Raw genomic sequence first — 15,680 nt, forward strand, 5'->3', positions numbered from 1 at the left:
TTATTCTTGGATACGAATGGAGCTGACTACGGTTGTCAATTGTTCCGCCAATTCTTCAGTAGGCTCCTCGTCTCCATTATAAGTGATTAAGATCATTCTTTTTTTAGTGGAGACCAGATAGACCAGCCAATGTCTTCCATCTTCTTTTAAGAATTCGCACGCGATGATTTTGGCACCTTCGTTGTTTTCGAAAAATGCGGCCATCTCTCTCACAAATTCAATTTTATGAGTCGCAAGATATCTTTCTAATTCCTGTTCCGGATCGAAACCGCCTTCTTTATTTTCGAAAGCGTAAACTTGCATAGCACCTGAACCATTCTCTTCGAAAAAAGCAGGGATGCCTTCGATTACAATATTCTGCCAATGGCCGGGGATTACCATGCTGTACCAGCCGGAGGGAGAGCGATAAAGTCTGTAGTCTAACTTTTTATCCATCGTAAAAACTATTTCGCCATCCTTATCCGGACAAAAATCCAGGCAAGCATGTTTGGGAATACTTGACATTCGTATTGTCTCAGTGATTCTCTCCTGTTGTGATCGCTATCCTGAAAAACAGAAGAGGCCCTTTTTATCTGATCACTACGTTTTTCGCGATCATATTCTTTGCAGTCTTCGCTTCATCACTTGCTATCGTATTTTCTCTATTTCTGATCGCTGTACTTGTTTTATATCCTGTTTTATTGGACTGGTTTTCTCGTCTTTATGGTCAGGAAGATATTGCAGACGAGGTACATTTTGCAAAAACAAAAGACGGATGGAATATTGCGTTACATAGACATATTCCTCCTATTCCAAATCCTGATCTTGCTCCAGTAATCGTGGTGCATGGGATTGCTACGAATAAGTATGTGATCGATTTGGACAAAAGACATTCTCTTCCTTATTATTTAAAATTAAGAGGTTACGAAGTATTTGCAGTTTCTCTGAGAGGGGCTGGGAGTTCCTACCATGAGAGCAGGGGAGGATATGAGGACTTCACCTTTGATGATTTAGTAAAATATGATGTTCCTGCGATTATTTCCAAAGTGCTTTCTTTAACCGAAAGCAAGCGTGTGAATTGGGTCGGCCATTCTATGGGCGCAATGATCTTCTATTCTTACCTAGGAATCACATCCAAATCTGAAAAAGAAAAGATCGCAAGTTTTGTTTCTTTGGGTGGGCCTGGAAATTTGAATCATTTAGGTTTGAGTCTCATCGGTTTACTTTCTAGATTCCCTCGTGCCAGAAAAGTTTTGGATCTGAAGTTTGGAGCTTCTATGCTTGCACCTTTAGCTGGAGAAATTTACACTCCTATTGATCAGATACTTTATAATCCAAAAGCGACCAGGCCTAGAATAGTTAAGAAGGTAATGAAAAATGCGATCGAAAATATCAGCGAAGGCCTGATTGAGCAATTCATGTCTTGGATAGAAACAAAAAAGATGAGTTCTCTGAACGGATTTTATAATTATATTGATCTTCAAAAAGAGATCACTGTTCCTAGTTTATTTATCGCAGGAGCAAATGACGCAATCGCAACTCCTGACACAGTCCGATTTGTATACGAAAGAGCAGGGACTAAGATCAAAAAATTTTATGTGATCTCTAAGGAAGAAGGAGCAAGCGACGATTATGGTCACGGCTGTTTGATCCTTGCGGAGAAGGCAGAAGACGATGTGTTTCCCAAGGTAGAAACCTTCTTAAGAGAACATGGGACCTCTAAAAAGCAGAGCTGGTTTTTGCGATTAAAAAGAAAATTTAGACAGAATATCAGAACCTAATACTACATAATTCCACTTTTGCTGCCTTAAAAGAGTAGCATTCTTCCTTATATATCACCAAATCCCAAGTATGTCTCAATATAAATATGCTTAAATATTAAACACAGTATAAATTTACACCCAGAAATTGGGCATAATATCTATATCCAGGGAATTGGTACGCTAATTGCATAAGATCTGGGTAGAGCGAAACGAATCCAAAGAGAAAAAGAATCGGATACGTAGAGGTGCTTGACCATGATAGAACTCAAATTTGGGCAAAGAAAAGTAGTTAGCTTCCGAGGTGCAAGGAAGGTTGTCGGCGGTTTAACCGAAAAAAATAAGATCGATATCCTTCTTTATATCAGTAAGGAATTTGCAAACGCGGATAAGGAAGAGGAACTTTACGATATCGTAATAAGCCTCTGTAAGGATATCTTTGAGTGTGATAATACCACTCTCAGGATGTGGAGAGGAAATCTTTTGGTTCCTTCTCGCTTCTTTAAGGAAACAATTCCGCCTCGCAGAGACCTCAGTCAAGATGAAGGTTATTCGGGATTCACTTTTAAGACTCGTATGCCTTTGCTTATACAAGACTTAACACATCACGCGGAATACATAGACGAGGGAGAAACTACTCGAGCAGTTATGTGCGTTCCGATCATGTACAAAGAAGATTGTCTTGGTACTATCGCTGTAGAATCGGACACAGAATTTTTCTACAGAGAAGACGATCTCGAAATTTTAGAAGCACTCGGCTCCCAGCTTGCCCTTGCAATCACAAGTGTTCGTCTGATCCAAGGTTTGGTTCATGCGAATGAAAGAGAGGCTCAGATCCTAAAACAATTGGAATGGGATATGAGAATGGGCCGTAACGTCCAAAGCCAGATCGTAGAGACTACGATTGCTCCTTGGAATGGTTTACATTTCGGAACTTATTATGAACCGATGACTGAAGTTTCTGGAGACTATTTTAATGTGGTCCGACAAGGAAACTCGATCACCGCAATCATAGTGGATGTATCTGGACACGGTATTCCTGCCGCGTTAGTCACAATGTCCATCCACTACCAATTCCAACGTTGTACTTCCCTTGGTATGGGACTATCCGAAACTTTGGCCGAGTTGGGTGAATCCATCCGGCCACAGCTTCCGGATGGAACTTATTTCACTGCTTTCATTCTGAAAGTTTATAGCGACTATACTTACTCTTATGTGAATGCAGCTCACCAAAAAATGCTACATTACCATAACGGTCATGGAAGGATAGAAGAGCTAGACACCCAAGGTGTTCCTCTTGGTATCTTCGAAGTAGAAAGAAGTAATTTCGAAGAGAAACACGGAAGGATCTTACCTGGAGATATTTTATTCTTACCTACTGACGGTATTACCGAGCAGAAGAATGAACAGCGCCAAGAGTTAGGGAATCAACGTTTTATAGAATGGATCCGCCAAGAAAAATCAACCATTGAAGAACAAAGAGATAAGATCTATGTTGCCGACCTGGTAGGTTCTTTGATCGGAAGATTCAAAAGATATAAAGGAGATATGAGAAACGGAGATGACGTTTCTTTACTTGCACTCCAATGCAATCCAGAACTTGGAAAAGCTAAAACATTGCTCTCTTTAGCAAAGTCAGCTGCGAAAGCAAAAAAAGACCAAGTAGCTTACGACAAGGCACTGGAAGTATTCTCTATGGACGAGTCTCTCAAAGACAGTTTGGTCCTTCTCGGAAAAATGTATTACAGAGATAGAAATTTCGAAAAGAGCGTACAGTTCTTAGAGAAATATATCAAAACCAGCGGAGAAGAATCCGAGCATATCCATTATCTTTTAGGAAGAGCGTATTACGAACTGGAGAATATTCCAGAAGCAAAGAGAGCATTAAAACGTTCTCTCGCGATCGATCATACATACGCAAAGTCCAGCTTAAGATTAGCTAGATGTTATTTGAAAGATAATGAAACTCCTAAGGCGATCAAGGTCCTGCAACAAGGGATCAAAAGTGCGCCTACGAACGAGTATCTAAAAATTTCCCTTAAAAAGTTGGAGGAACTAGTAAAAAGAAAATCAGGAGATGTAGTCGTTTCGGAACAAAGGAAAGAAGCGGTTTAATCGATAAAGCGAAGTTCAGGAATCGTGTTCAAAAAATATATAGGAGATTTAGGAAAACATATGCGCATATTGATATTACTTACGCTCGCCTTTGCCTCGAGCGGAATTTGGGCTGACGAAGCCAATCCTGTGACTGCTGAATCCGCGTTAAGCGCAGTCGCAACTTTAAGAGATGAAACGAATTGGTTATGGACCTGTATCGCGGGCTTTTTAGTATTTTTTATGCAGGCAGGTTTCGCTTTAGTCGAGGCCGGGTTTACAAGAGCAAAAAATACAGTAAATATTCTAATGAAGAACTTCATGGACTTTTCCTTAGGTTCTTTGGCGTACTGGTTGATCGGATTTTCGATCATGTTCGGACCTCAGATCATTAGTGGTATCGGATTCGGTTCTATATCCTTGGCTGATAGTCTTTTGATGGTGGATGGAAAACCTGATCCAAGTAAGTTTACATTCTTCATCTTCCAATTGGTGTTTGCTGGAACTGCTGCTACCATCGTTTCGGGAGCCATGGCAGAAAGAACCAAGTTCGTAGATTATGTAATCTTCTCCGTATTGATCACAGCTTTTGTGTATCCAATCTTCGGTTCAGTAGGTTGGTCCAACTTATTCAACCCGGATAACAAAGGTTATTTGGTAGAGGCAGGATTTATAGATTTTGCAGGCTCCACTATAGTTCACTCAGTGGGTGGATGGGCTGGACTTGCCGGAACAATAGTTCTTGGGCCTCGTATCGGAAAATACCAGGATGGGAAAGTTCTTCCGATCTTAGGTCATAACATGACGATTGCAGCTCTTGGAGTTTTCATTTTATGGTTGGGTTGGTTCGGATTTAACCCTGGATCTACTACTTCAGTAGGTGGAGGAACTTTCGCTATTATCGCAGTTACGACTAACTTTGCGGCAGCTGCAGGTGCAGTTTCTTCTATGGTGGTAACTTGGATACTTTTCAAAAAACCTGATATAGGTCTTTCTTTGAATGGTGCTTTGGCAGGACTTGTTTCAATCACAGCTCCTTGTGCAAACGTAAGTATCAGTTCTGCGATCATCATTGGACTCGTTGGCGGGGTGCTTGTAGTATTCAGCGTTTTATTCTTTGATAAGATCAAAGTGGATGATCCTGTGGGAGCAGTTTCTGTTCACGGAGTTTGTGGAGCTTGGGGAACTATTGCTGTGGGTCTATTCGCAGAACAGGCTTTTGGCGGAGTGAATGGTTTATTCTTCGGTGGCGGGATTGAGCAGTTATTGGTCCAGCTACAAGGTGTGGGGCTCGGATTTGTTTGGGCATTCGGAGCAAGTTTACTGATTTTCTTAGGACTCAGATTCACCATCGGTCTACGAGTTTCAGAAGACGAAGAGATCCAAGGTCTGGATATTCTGGAACACGGAAACGAAGCGTATCCAATTTCCAAATAATCGGACTTACGAAAACCTCCGCAGGTGACTGTGGGGGTTTTCTTTTACGTTGACGAAAAGAAAGGTTCCGCCCGAATTGAGGTATGCGTTCGGGTTTTTCCATCCGCTTCTTCCAAAAATCGCTTTTCTTACTCTGTTTTCTTTTTTTCGGCTGTTTCGAATATGAAGAAACTCTGACTATCAATTCTAATCTAAGCGGAACTTTGGAAATCTCTTATGTGGTTCCAACTAAACGTAAGTCGGAAGAATCTTTGATCAAATTCCTTCCCACCAGAAAAGAAGAAATACAGAACAGATTGAACAAAGGATTTTTTTCCAAAAGCCTCGTACTAAAAGATTATACCTTCCAAAAATTAGAAAGTTCTGAAGCAGAACCTGGAGTATTCCGCGAAAAAGCAAAGGTCACTTATAAGGTGGATTTTACTGATATTTCTCAGTTAGAGAATGTGCTTCTTGGAAATGTTCAGATCAAAAAAGAGAAGGCGAATACGATCTATATCAAAAGAGAATTTCCTTCTATCAGCAAATCTTTGGAGTCCATGCAGATGGACGGAGAGAAAAAGGTCTTAAGCGAAACTTTGAGATTGATCCGCGGAAATGCGCTTAACTTCAAAGTGAATTTTCCAATCACTTCTGTTTGTTATACAAACCGTGGAGAACAAAGTTTAGGAAGACTAGCTTATAGATTGCCTTTAGCTGACACTGTGGAGAAGTTCGGGAACAAGTCCTGGGATTACAGGATTACATTCGTTTTTTAAGTTTTTAAGTGGAGATTGGGTACTTACAAAATCCCCAGTTCGCTACAATACTTGCCAAATAATTCAAAGCCTTTTCGGTCGCTATCCGTTATTTCGTAATGTAGTTCTTGGGTGAGATAGGTTCTGACCAGATCGGTAGGAAGTCTGGATTCCTTTTGGATGATATCTTCGATATGTGCCAGACCGTACTTTAGAGAATCCTCATAGAAGCTGTCGGGTAATTCCAAAGGCTTTTTGGAAGCCCAGAGTGCGAAGATAAAAGAAGTTCCTGTGGTTTCATACCACCATTCTGCCAGATCTTTTACTTCATAAACATCCGGATCCCATTCTGCAAATAACGCGTTGTCCCCGAAAAGCATATGGGAACCTCGGCCTATAGAAATTTCTTCTTTAATGATCTTTGGATCTGTAGGAGCCACTTCTGGCAATTTTCCAGAATCATTATGTACTAATACTCTTACCAGGGCCATGCTGGTCCTGGAACCGTTGTCTGTGAGAATTCTGTAAGGAGGGTAAGGTTCTTTTTTATTTTTGAAAAACTTAATGGAGCGAACTTGTTTGGAGGCACAGACTCCGACTTTCATAGAAACTGAAAGTACGTCCGAGTTTCGGACACATTCGATGGAGGATATTAATCCAACATCTACCAGGCCGCGTAATAGATAATCCTTTAAGAGGGAGGGATTTTCTGGTACGACTTTATGCTCTGAATTCTGCTCGAATCCCCAGGTTAGGGGGCGCGCATTCAGGTGTTTGACGATTCCGATTCTCACTTTTTGTTTTTTTCCAGAAAAAAGATCCGTTTTTTTAGCCTATTTACCAGAAAAACGATATATCCCTTCCTAGCCAGAAAAATTAGTTTTTCCTTTCCTTTTCCAGGCTGTTTCCCGACTGTATTCCGAGGTAGGGACCTGTTCGTCCAATCTATGGAATGAGTCCGTCAAAACCGATGCTGATCAAAGTAGATTATGAGATCCTAAATGGTGATCATGAGGCTTTGCGTGCCTATTTGAATTCTCATGTAGAAGGGAATCCTGCTTCTGTAATTTTGGATTTGGATGGAGTGCAAGTGCTTACCTCGGTCGCTTTAGGGAGCCTGGTTGCTTTTGCAAATCGTCTCCGAGGCCAGGGTGTACTTTTGGAAACGATCAATGTCAGTCCTAAATTACTGGAAATTATTAAGTTAGTTTCTCTGGACCAAGCATTAGGTATTCGCTGATATATGGATGATAATTTTTCCAGTTTCTCTCAGATCACAGACGAAGAGTTCAAATTCATCAAGGATTTGATGTATAAGGAAACCGGAATATTCTTGGCGGATCATAAAAAGATAATGGTCCAATCCAGGTTGAATTCCAGGGCAAGAATGCATAAGATGCAGAATGTTTCGGAATATATCCGAGGACTGCAAGCCGACCGTAAGTTTTTTCAAAGCGAACTTACTGAACTCATCAATCGTATCACCACCAACAAAACTGATTTTTTCAGAGAAAATCACCATTTCGAATTTTTGAAAGATACCTTCTTCCCTTCAGTAGAGGAGAAGGCCTTGAAGTCCGGAAAAAAACAGCTTCGTATCTGGTCTAGTGCTTGTTCGACGGGCGAGGAACCTTATACAATCGCTGTAACTTGTGCGGAATATTTTATGCATAAGCCAGGTTGGGACATTAAAATACACGCATCCGATATCGACACAAATGTGGTACAAACCGCTCAAGAAGGTATTTATAAAGCGGATCGTTTGGAGCCTGTGAGTGAGGCTCTTAAAAAAAGATATTTTCTAAAAGTGAAAGATCTTTCCGGAAAAAATCAGGATACTTACCAGGTAAAACCTGAGATCAAATCTATGATCGAATTCCATAAGGTAAATCTTTTGGAAACTCCTTATCCGATAAGGGAGAAGGTGGATTGTATTTTTTGCAGAAATGTGATTATATATTTCGATAAGCCTACTCAAAAGAAAATTTTTGAGAACTTCGAGCATGTTTTGAAGGACAGAGGTCTTTTGGTGATAGGCCATTCTGAAACTCTTTTTGGGATTTCAGAAGCATATAAGTTCTTAGGTCATACTGTTTATCAGAAAAAACCTAAAATTTGATATTGGTTGGAGAAAATTTTATGTTCAAAACATTTTATGTTTTTCTAATTATTTCTCTTTTTTCTTTTTCTTCCTGCAAGAATAGAGAAGATAAAGAACTCGCAGAATGGGTAGAGAAGGGCGCTCTAGTTGTGGATGTAAGAAATCCTAGTGAATATGAAAAACGTCATTTTCCTGGAGCGGTAAATATCCCAATCGATAGTTTGCCTTTGAGAATTGACGAGTTAGGCTCTAAGGATAAACAAATCATTCTGTATTGCCAATCGGGTGGACGTAGCTTGAGAGCAAAAACATTCTTAGAAGAAGAAGGTTTTTCTCAAGTAAGAGACGCAGGGAGAATAGACCGTCTATTCTCCGCTGTTTCTGAGTGAATCTTTTAGTTTAATTTCCTAAACGATTAGAGTTTGAATTTTTCAGAGATATTTTTGAGTATCTCCGCTGTATTCGATAGGTTTCTGGAGGAAGAGGACATTTGTTCCGCTCCGGATGCAGTATTGATCGTATGCTCGTTGATCTGCATGATCACCTGAGAAATTTCTGAAACTGCTTTTTTCTGTTCGTCCGTAGCTAATTTTACCGCTTCCGACTCAGTCCTTACTTTTCCTGCGTTATCCGTTACAGCTTGGTTTATATCCGTCTGAGAACCTGTGATAGAATATAATCTATCCATCGCATCAGAAACCTGATCTACATTTCGGATGATCGCATGAATGATCTCTGTAGATGCTTGTATTCCTTTTGCTCCGCTATCTAATTCTCCTGTGTTTTTATTGATCATCGCAGAAATAGATTTGATAGAAGACGCTGTTTTTTCTGAAAGTTTGGAAATCTCTTCTGCAACCACTGCGAATCCTTTTCCTGCTTCTCCCGCTCTTGCTGCCTCTATCGCCGCGTTCAGTGCCAGAAGTTGAGTTTGTTCAGAGATATCATTGATGATCCCTATGATCGCGGTCATTTCCCCAGATGATTTCAGAATATTCGAGATCATCGCATTCATTCCGGAAAGAGATTCTTCTCCCTTTTTTGCCTGGAGAGAAATGGACTTTGCCATATTCAAGGTGGACTGGACCTCGTTGCCGATCTGATTCACACTTTGAGAAAGTTCAGTGATCTTGACCTGGAATTCAGAAATATTCTTGTACTGGTTGTATATGGAGCCGGAAATATTATCCATCCCCGCAGACATCTCCTCTACTGTGGCAGACATTTCTTCTGTAGAGGCTGCTGTGGATTGGGCTCCATTGGAGAAGTTTTCCGAACTCGCAGATAATTCTTCCGCAGAAGCCGCAAGTTCTTGGGAGATCTTCTGAATATCCCTTACTGAAGTTCTAAGGCTTTCTAAGAATGAGTTAGTGTCCTTACTTAGATCTCCTATCTCATCCTCATGGTAAATTTTTAGACTTGCCGTAAGGTCTCCACTAGACATGGCGCGGAATAATTCCCTTGCTTCCTGTAAAGGATGAAGGCGAATATTTACTATTTTATAAATAATGAATATAGAGACGATTAAGAAGACGAGAGCAAATGCGATGATCCTAAATAACATTTGATGAACCACTTCTGCAAGTTCGTCCTTGGATACTACTGCAGAAACTCTTAGGCCGTATTCGGGAACATCGTAAACAGTGGCGATTTTATCTTTTTTGAAAAAATACTCCATATGCTCTTCTGAAGGAAGGGTCATTAATTTTTTGCCCCAATCCGTTTTGCTCAGATCGAGTTTTAGGATAAGGGATTTATCTGGATGTCCTACAACCACTCCATACATGTCAGTGATTGCGATATATCCGTCCGATCCAATTGTGATCCCGCTAACAATTGCTTCTGTCATTTTACTGAGAGAGATTGCAAACCCTAAAATACCTACTACTTGGTTTCCGTCTTTGGTCGGAACTGTAAGAACTGCAACTGCTTCTCCTGTTACGGGAGAAGGATTTACCTTACTTAAAAGATTTTTTCCTTCTAATGCAGCTTTGATATTCGCATCAAAGCCTGTTCCTCCCCAGCGGAAATTGATCGCTTTTCCTGTGGCATCTGCGAATACTAAGGGATTTTCTTCCGGAGTGGATAAGAATACGTTCTCATAAGTATCATATTTTTTGAATACGTTTGCGAGAGTTGGGTTCAAATTTCCCTTATCTCTTGCGATAGTAGCTTTGACGAATGGGGCGTTAGAATTAACGAATTCCGCCAAGGTGGCTTGTTGATCGAAGAAAAATTTGATATGTTTTCCCGCGAGTTTCGAGATCTTCTTCATCTCGTCTATATAAGCTTCTTCCACATATTTTTTTGCTGTAAAGTACGCGAAGGAGGAAATCCCAACTGTAAGTAGAACTATAGTAATTGTGCTTACTGCGAGAATAATGATCTTTAAACTGTTTCTTTGCATTATGAGTTGAACCGGGATCGGATTATATTTTAAATTTTTCGGTTATATTTTTCAGCACTTCCGCAGTCGTTGCGAGGTTCTGAGCAGATGATGACATTTGTTCTGAACCGGATGCAGTATTTAAAGTATGCTCATTGATCTGAGTGATTACCTGAGCGATCTCTCTTACTGCTCTTTTTTGTTCGTCAGTTGCGAGTTTGACACCTTCTGCTTCTGTTCCAACACGATCAGATTGTTCATCCACAGATCTGTTCACAGATTCTTGGGCAGAAGTGATCTCGAATAGATGATTCATCGCCTCGCCGACTGAGTCCACGTTTTTGATAATACTATGCAGTATCTCAACGGAAGAGCGGATCCCTTTGGCACCCTCATCCAATTCGGAGTTATTTTTATTGATCATCTCTCCAATCGATTTGATAGAAGAAGCCGTTTTGACTGAAAGTTTGGAGATCTCTTCTGCAACTACTGCGAATCCTTTTCCTGCTTCACCTGCTCTTGCAGCTTCTATCGCAGCGTTCAAAGCGAGAAGTTGAGTTTGATCAGAGATATCATTGATGATCCCGATGATAGATTTCATTTCGCCGGAAGATTTCAGGATATTTTCTATCATATTACTCATTCCGGTAAGTGAACTTTCTCCTTTTTTTGCTTCTTGGGAGATGGATTCGGCGATCTGTAAAGTGTTTTTGATCTCAGAGCCTATCTTTCTAACGCCGGAAGATAGTTCTTTTATTTTAGTATGAAATTCTAATATATTCGAATATTGCCTATCGGTTACCGAGGAAATATTTTCCATACCTGCCGACATCTCTTCTACAGTAGCTGACATTTGTTCGGAAGAAGCCGCTGTAGATTGAGCGCCGGTAGCAAAACTCTGAGAAGAAACTGTTAATTCTTCCGCGGAAGACGCAAGCTCCATTGCAATCCTTTGGATATCCTTGAGAGAAGATCTAAGACTTGCTATAAAAGAATTCAAATCTGCACTCATTATACCGATCTCGTCGTTATACACAACTTGAATGTCCGAAGTCAGATCACCTTGGGCCATTATTTGGAAAAGTTTACTAGCATTTTCTAATGGATCTAATCTCTTCTTTAGAAGAACATAAAGTAAGAAAATGGAAATACCTACTGTGGCTAAACTGATAATTCCTATAGAAAGTAATAATTCTCCAAGCGCTTCTCTGATCTCTGTTTTAGGTTGGATTGCAATTACCGACATTCTCCATTGGTCCAATCTAGAAATCGTGGAATAACGATCTGCTCCTTTGAAAGTGAATTCAAAAATTTCTCCACTTTTCAATTCCAACATTTTTTTCCCGTAATCTTCTTTAGCCACATTCAGGTTCATGATCATTTCTTTTTTAGGATGGGCGATCACCAAACCGGCTTGGCTCATTACGGAAACGTAACCTTGTTCTCCAATGCGGATCTTATTTATTACTTTTTCGGAAACATCTTCGAAAGAGAGAGCTATATTCAATATTCCGACAATATTTGCACCGTTACGAATTGGGACAGAGATCACTGCAACAGGAAGTCCAGTGATTGGAGATTTTTGTGGCGATCCTAAGTAATGTTTTCCTTCTTGTACTGCGATTATGTTTTCTTTTAGCTCATCTCCTTGGGCCTTATAACCTAGAGACTTTCCATCTAAACTATCTGCTAAAATTCTTTTTTGTCCATCCAAGCTCATTACGAAGACGTTTTCGTAAATCCCATACCTTTGGTGTACATCTTTGAGAAGGTCGCCAGCGATTGGTTTTCCTGTAAGTGCTGTTTGTATTGCTCTTGGGTCAGCGGCTAACGTTTTAGCCACATTCGTATGAGAGAGTAAGAATGCATCGAACTCTTGGGCAACCACCGCTACCACATTTTGCATTTGGTTTAAGTGATTTTCTGTGATCTTTTTCTGACCGAAATAGTAGGCATTGCCCGAGATCAATAACGTTAGTACAGTAAGAATAACGATGCCTGCGCCTAGAAGAATGAACTTTAAACTGCTTTTTTGCATACCTATAATAAGGCCTTCCTGAAGAGGCTAAGAGATACAATAATTCGTCGGCCTAATCGGACAATTCCTTTCAGACCTTTGTCACCAGAGCGATTTTTATTTAAGGAGAAGGGGAATTGTATCTAGTAAAGTAGAGTAGTCAAGACTTTAGTGCGTTCGTGTTAGAGGGTTTGTAACCTTACTTACTTCGGATTATATAAGAATTGGCCCGGTTCTTGGTTGCCTTTTGGATAAGCGGGTAGAACTTGGAAAACGAATTGGAACCTGTCCATTATTCGGTGCTCTATCGGGAGATCATTTCCTTCTTCCTTTCTGTATTCGATAAGGACCGAGAACTCCTTTTTTTGGACGGAACAGCGGGAGAAGGAGGACATAGTCTTCTACTCTTAGAACAATTCCCCAATTCTAAATTGGTTTTGGTAGATCGAGACTCGGTCATGTTATCCAGGGCCCAAACAAGACTTTCCGCGTATTCTTCGAGAGTTATTCCTATCGAAGCCAATTTTTCGGACCTTGACTCCGAATTCTTGAACAGCCACGGTGTTTCCAATCCTCCCGATGGTATCCTTTTAGATTTGGGAATTTCTACATTTCATCTATTACATGCAGGTAGGGGTTTCAGTTTTAGAGAGAATGAACCTTTAGATATGAGACTTTCTTCTTCCGGTGGTATTTCTGCAGAAGATGTAATCAATACTTATCCCGAAAAAGCTCTGAGTAAAATTTTTTACGAGTATGGGGAAGAGCGTTGGACCAAGAAGATCGTAGAAGCGATCTTAGAAAGAAGAAGACATTCTCGGATCGGTTACTCAGGAGATCTTGCACAATTGGTTTCTAGAGTGATTCCTAGAAAATTTTGGCCTCCAGGAAGACATCCTGCTACAAGAGTTTTCCAGGCTTTAAGGATAGAAGTAAATCAGGAACTTCTTCATATAGAGATCGGGGTTAAAAAACTTTTAGATCTGGTCGCAAAAGGTGGACTATTACAAGTCATCTCTTTTCATTCTTTGGAAGATAGGATCATTAAAAACTTATTCAGAGATTATGCAAGAGGCGGAGAAGCTAAACTTCTGACTAAAAAACCAGCTCTTCCATCGGATGCAGAAACAAAAGAAAATCCTGCGTCTCGTTCTGCAAAATTACGTGTCATACATAAATCACTTCCTACCGATACTGAAGAAGAAGAGGAGGACGATGAAGAATGAGCAGGGTTTCAGAATTTTTGTCCATCCGTCTTTGGCCTGATCTAGGTTTTTTATTTAGAATATTTGGTTGGATTATAACTCCATTTAGTATCGCACTTCTATTTGTTTGGCAGAATGTTCAGGTTTCTAGATTAAATAGAGAACTCGCAATTGCTTCCCTAGAAAAAGAAAAACTTTTAAAGAAAAATGATGATTTAAAGATCGGAATGGCAACGTATACTTCTGCACGCAGGATAGAAGCGTTGTATCGTAAAACATATCATTATTTACCGATCACAGTGGGAGATCGGATCATTACAGTGACTCTTCCTCCAGAAAGAAATGAGGCGGAACTTGAAACTTTCAGAGCTCCTTAATCTTTTTCCAGATATTAAAATAATATCAGGATCTTACACTCCGGATGAAAACTTTAATTTTGTCCGCACAGATTCCAGAAAATTAGAACCGAATGATCTATTCTGTCTTCCTGATTCTTCGGGTGATAAAGGAGCAGAATATGCTAAGACTTCTTCTTCTAAATATATATTAATAGGATCTAAATTAAAAATCCCGAAATTAGAAAATAAGATCGTTCTTAAGACTGATCTTGATCCAGAAAGTCTGGCTGGTCCGATTGCATCTATAATTTTAGGGGACCCTTCTTCTAAACTGAAAGTGATAGGAGTTACCGGAACTAATGGTAAAACTTCTTTAACTCATATCTTAGCTTATCTAGGAGAATCTCAAGGAAAATCCTGTGGGATCATCGGGACAACTGGCGTTAAATTCAAAGGTGTTTTATCTGATACAGGATACACCACTCCAGATGCAAGTAGTCTTCAATCCATTCTGAAAGAAATGTATGATTCAGGAGTGGAATATGTTTTTATGGAAGCGAGTTCTCACGGATTAAAACTAGGAAGAACAAACGGGGTCCATTTTAAAGTAGGAGTATTCTCCAATCTCACTCAGGATCATTTGGATTTTCATCCGGACATGGAAGATTATCTGAATAGTAAGGCACTTCTGTTTTCTTCAGTAGCTTTAAATCCCGAAACTTTTGGCGTTATAGATTCGGATGCTCCGGGTGGAAAAGATTTTAAATCTGTCGTAGAGACTTCTTCTCCGAATCTAAAAATTTTCTCTCTTGGAAGAAGTTCAGGAGAATTTGAGATCCATTCGGAAAGTTTCTCTTTGGAAAAAACTTCTTACCAGATTAGACTTTCGGATGATTGGGGTGGAGATACAAATATCAGCACCAATCTTTTGGGCGGATTTAATGTTAGGAACACTGCACTTTCTTTTGTGACCGCACTCGGTTTAGGTTGGGAGAAAAAGTCACTTCTATCTGCCTTGGAAAGTATTCCTCAAATCCCGGGAAGATTTCAGATCTATTATAGCAAAGATAAATCTCGTATGGCTGTCGTAGACTATGCTCATACTCCAGATGCTTTGGAAAATATTTTAAAAAGTATCCGAGAATCCAAACCAAAGCAGCTTGTTGCACTTTTCGGATGTGGAGGGGATAGAGATAAAACCAAACGTCCTAAGATGGCGAAGATAGCGGGCGAACTTGCGGATCAGGTAATACTCACTTCAGATAACCCAAGAACAGAAGACCCGGAAAGTATCTTAGATGATGTACAGGCCGGTTTTCCTGTCGGATATTCTTTGATGCTTAGAGAAGTAGATAGAGCGAAAGCAATCCTTTATGGGATCTCTCACTTAAAAGAGGGGGGATGTCTTCTTGTAGCTGGAAAGGGGCACGAAGACTACCAGATCATAGGCCGAGATAAAAGGCATTTTGACGACGGAGAAGAGATCCGGAAGGCATTCGGTATCTAGTTGCAAATCCTCTAACCGGCATGCGCTGGATCTAAATACAAAAAAAATGTCTCAGATCCTGGCTTACGTCGATAATTAAGTCAGAGAAGAAGATTTTCTTTTTTACGTTTACTCGTACT

At 40.2% G+C, this 15,680-nt stretch carries 14 protein-coding genes; 10 read left to right on the plus strand and 4 right to left on the minus strand.

The features are described from left to right. Nucleotides 1-435, minus strand: coding sequence for a hypothetical protein (locus CH362_RS14425; RefSeq protein ID WP_100711136.1), 435 nt, complete (start codon nucleotides 433-435; stop codon nucleotides 1-3). Nucleotides 436-533: 98 nt separating this feature from the next. Between CH362_RS14425 and CH362_RS14430 the strand changes: the two genes are divergently transcribed. From CH362_RS14430 to CH362_RS14445, 4 genes are all read left to right on the plus strand, one after another. Next, nucleotides 534-1,760 carry an alpha/beta fold hydrolase gene (locus tag CH362_RS14430; protein ID WP_100711032.1) on the plus strand — a complete coding sequence of 409 codons (1,227 nt, stop codon included), beginning with the start codon at nucleotides 534-536 and terminating at the stop codon, nucleotides 1,758-1,760. A 237-nt stretch (nucleotides 1,761-1,997) separates the two neighbouring features. Beyond that, the gene (locus CH362_RS14435; RefSeq protein WP_100711033.1) at nucleotides 1,998-3,854 is read left to right on the plus strand and encodes a SpoIIE family protein phosphatase; all 1,857 of its coding nucleotides are present in this window, start codon (nucleotides 1,998-2,000) and stop codon (nucleotides 3,852-3,854) included. Nucleotides 3,855-3,914: 60 nt separating this feature from the next. Beyond that, the gene (locus CH362_RS14440) at nucleotides 3,915-5,270 is read left to right on the plus strand and encodes an ammonium transporter (RefSeq protein ID WP_100711137.1); all 1,356 of its coding nucleotides are present in this window, start codon (nucleotides 3,915-3,917) and stop codon (nucleotides 5,268-5,270) included. Between the two features lie 83 nt (nucleotides 5,271-5,353). Beyond that, nucleotides 5,354-6,028 (plus strand): LIC11874 family lipoprotein, encoded by a 675-nt coding sequence (locus CH362_RS14445; RefSeq protein WP_100711034.1) that lies wholly within the window; start codon nucleotides 5,354-5,356, stop codon nucleotides 6,026-6,028. Nucleotides 6,029-6,051: 23 nt separating this feature from the next. Here CH362_RS14445 and CH362_RS14450 read toward each other — a convergent pair whose 3' ends face one another. Further along, nucleotides 6,052-6,801 carry a menaquinone biosynthetic enzyme MqnA/MqnD family protein gene (locus CH362_RS14450; protein WP_100711035.1) on the minus strand — a complete coding sequence of 250 codons (750 nt, stop codon included), beginning with the start codon at nucleotides 6,799-6,801 and terminating at the stop codon, nucleotides 6,052-6,054. Between the two features lie 176 nt (nucleotides 6,802-6,977). On the opposite strand from CH362_RS14450, the gene CH362_RS14460 reads away from it, so the two are divergent. The 3 genes from CH362_RS14460 to CH362_RS14470 are packed head-to-tail and all read left to right on the plus strand — an operon-like array spanning nucleotide 6,978 to nucleotide 8,497. Next, on the plus strand, nucleotides 6,978-7,247 hold the full coding sequence (locus CH362_RS14460) for an STAS domain-containing protein (protein WP_100711138.1): 270 nt from the start codon (nucleotides 6,978-6,980) through the stop codon (nucleotides 7,245-7,247). A gap of 3 nt (nucleotides 7,248-7,250) precedes the next feature. Next, nucleotides 7,251-8,126, plus strand: coding sequence for a CheR family methyltransferase (locus CH362_RS14465; RefSeq protein WP_100711037.1), 876 nt, complete (start codon nucleotides 7,251-7,253; stop codon nucleotides 8,124-8,126). Between the two features lie 20 nt (nucleotides 8,127-8,146). Next, entirely contained in the window at nucleotides 8,147-8,497 is a 351-nt protein-coding gene (locus CH362_RS14470; protein ID WP_100711139.1) for a rhodanese-like domain-containing protein, read from the plus strand. Between the two features lie 26 nt (nucleotides 8,498-8,523). Here the strand turns inward: CH362_RS14470 and CH362_RS14475 are convergent, their stop codons facing one another. Both CH362_RS14475 and CH362_RS14480 read right to left on the minus strand, forming a co-directional pair. Continuing rightward, a complete protein-coding gene (locus CH362_RS14475; protein ID WP_100711038.1) occupies nucleotides 8,524-10,515 on the minus strand; it encodes a methyl-accepting chemotaxis protein in 1,992 nt (663 codons plus the stop codon). Between the two features lie 22 nt (nucleotides 10,516-10,537). Continuing rightward, nucleotides 10,538-12,532 carry a methyl-accepting chemotaxis protein gene (locus CH362_RS14480; protein WP_100711039.1) on the minus strand — a complete coding sequence of 665 codons (1,995 nt, stop codon included), beginning with the start codon at nucleotides 12,530-12,532 and terminating at the stop codon, nucleotides 10,538-10,540. A gap of 245 nt (nucleotides 12,533-12,777) precedes the next feature. Here CH362_RS14480 and rsmH point away from each other — a divergent pair, with 245 nt between their 5' ends. Genes rsmH through CH362_RS14495 form a run of 3 tightly spaced genes read left to right on the plus strand, consistent with a single transcriptional unit; the run spans nucleotide 12,778 to nucleotide 15,561 of the window. Next, nucleotides 12,778-13,737, plus strand: coding sequence for a 16S rRNA (cytosine(1402)-N(4))-methyltransferase RsmH (rsmH, locus tag CH362_RS14485; protein WP_100711040.1), 960 nt, complete (start codon nucleotides 12,778-12,780; stop codon nucleotides 13,735-13,737). Further along, nucleotides 13,734-14,093: an FtsB/FtsL family cell division protein gene (locus CH362_RS14490; protein WP_100711041.1), complete on the plus strand. Its 360-nt coding sequence runs from the start codon at nucleotides 13,734-13,736 to the stop codon at nucleotides 14,091-14,093. The genes rsmH and CH362_RS14490 overlap by 4 nt, the downstream gene beginning before the upstream one ends. Continuing rightward, nucleotides 14,059-15,561: a UDP-N-acetylmuramoyl-L-alanyl-D-glutamate--2,6-diaminopimelate ligase gene (locus CH362_RS14495; RefSeq protein ID WP_208859591.1), complete on the plus strand. Its 1,503-nt coding sequence runs from the start codon at nucleotides 14,059-14,061 to the stop codon at nucleotides 15,559-15,561. Before CH362_RS14490 ends, CH362_RS14495 begins: the two co-directional genes overlap by 35 nt. Nucleotides 15,562-15,680: the final 119 nt, after the last annotated feature.

The organism is Leptospira saintgironsiae, assembly GCF_002811765.1.
Classification (GTDB): Bacteria; Spirochaetota; Leptospiria; order Leptospirales; family Leptospiraceae; genus Leptospira_B; species Leptospira_B saintgironsiae.

Bases quoted from the DNA above. Each gene is read 5' to 3' on its own strand.
- CH362_RS14445 (WP_100711034.1), top strand. From the start codon at position 5,354: ATGCGTTCGGGTTTTTCCATCCGCTTCTTCCAAAAATCGCTTTTCTTA.
- CH362_RS14460 (WP_100711138.1), top strand. From the start codon at position 6,978: ATGCTGATCAAAGTAGATTATGAGATCCTAAATGGTGATCATGAGGCT.
- CH362_RS14425 (WP_100711136.1), bottom strand. From the start codon at position 435: ATGGATAAAAAGTTAGACTACAGACTTTATCGCTCTCCCTCCGGCTGG.
- CH362_RS14470 (WP_100711139.1), top strand. From the start codon at position 8,147: ATGTTCAAAACATTTTATGTTTTTCTAATTATTTCTCTTTTTTCTTTT.
- CH362_RS14495 (WP_208859591.1), top strand. From the start codon at position 14,059: ATGAGGCGGAACTTGAAACTTTCAGAGCTCCTTAATCTTTTTCCAGAT.
- CH362_RS14475 (WP_100711038.1), bottom strand. From the start codon at position 10,515: ATGCAAAGAAACAGTTTAAAGATCATTATTCTCGCAGTAAGCACAATT.
- CH362_RS14440 (WP_100711137.1), top strand. From the start codon at position 3,915: ATGCGCATATTGATATTACTTACGCTCGCCTTTGCCTCGAGCGGAATT.
- CH362_RS14465 (WP_100711037.1), top strand. From the start codon at position 7,251: ATGGATGATAATTTTTCCAGTTTCTCTCAGATCACAGACGAAGAGTTC.
- CH362_RS14480 (WP_100711039.1), bottom strand. From the start codon at position 12,532: ATGCAAAAAAGCAGTTTAAAGTTCATTCTTCTAGGCGCAGGCATCGTT.
- CH362_RS14435 (WP_100711033.1), top strand. From the start codon at position 1,998: ATGATAGAACTCAAATTTGGGCAAAGAAAAGTAGTTAGCTTCCGAGGT.
- CH362_RS14490 (WP_100711041.1), top strand. From the start codon at position 13,734: ATGAGCAGGGTTTCAGAATTTTTGTCCATCCGTCTTTGGCCTGATCTA.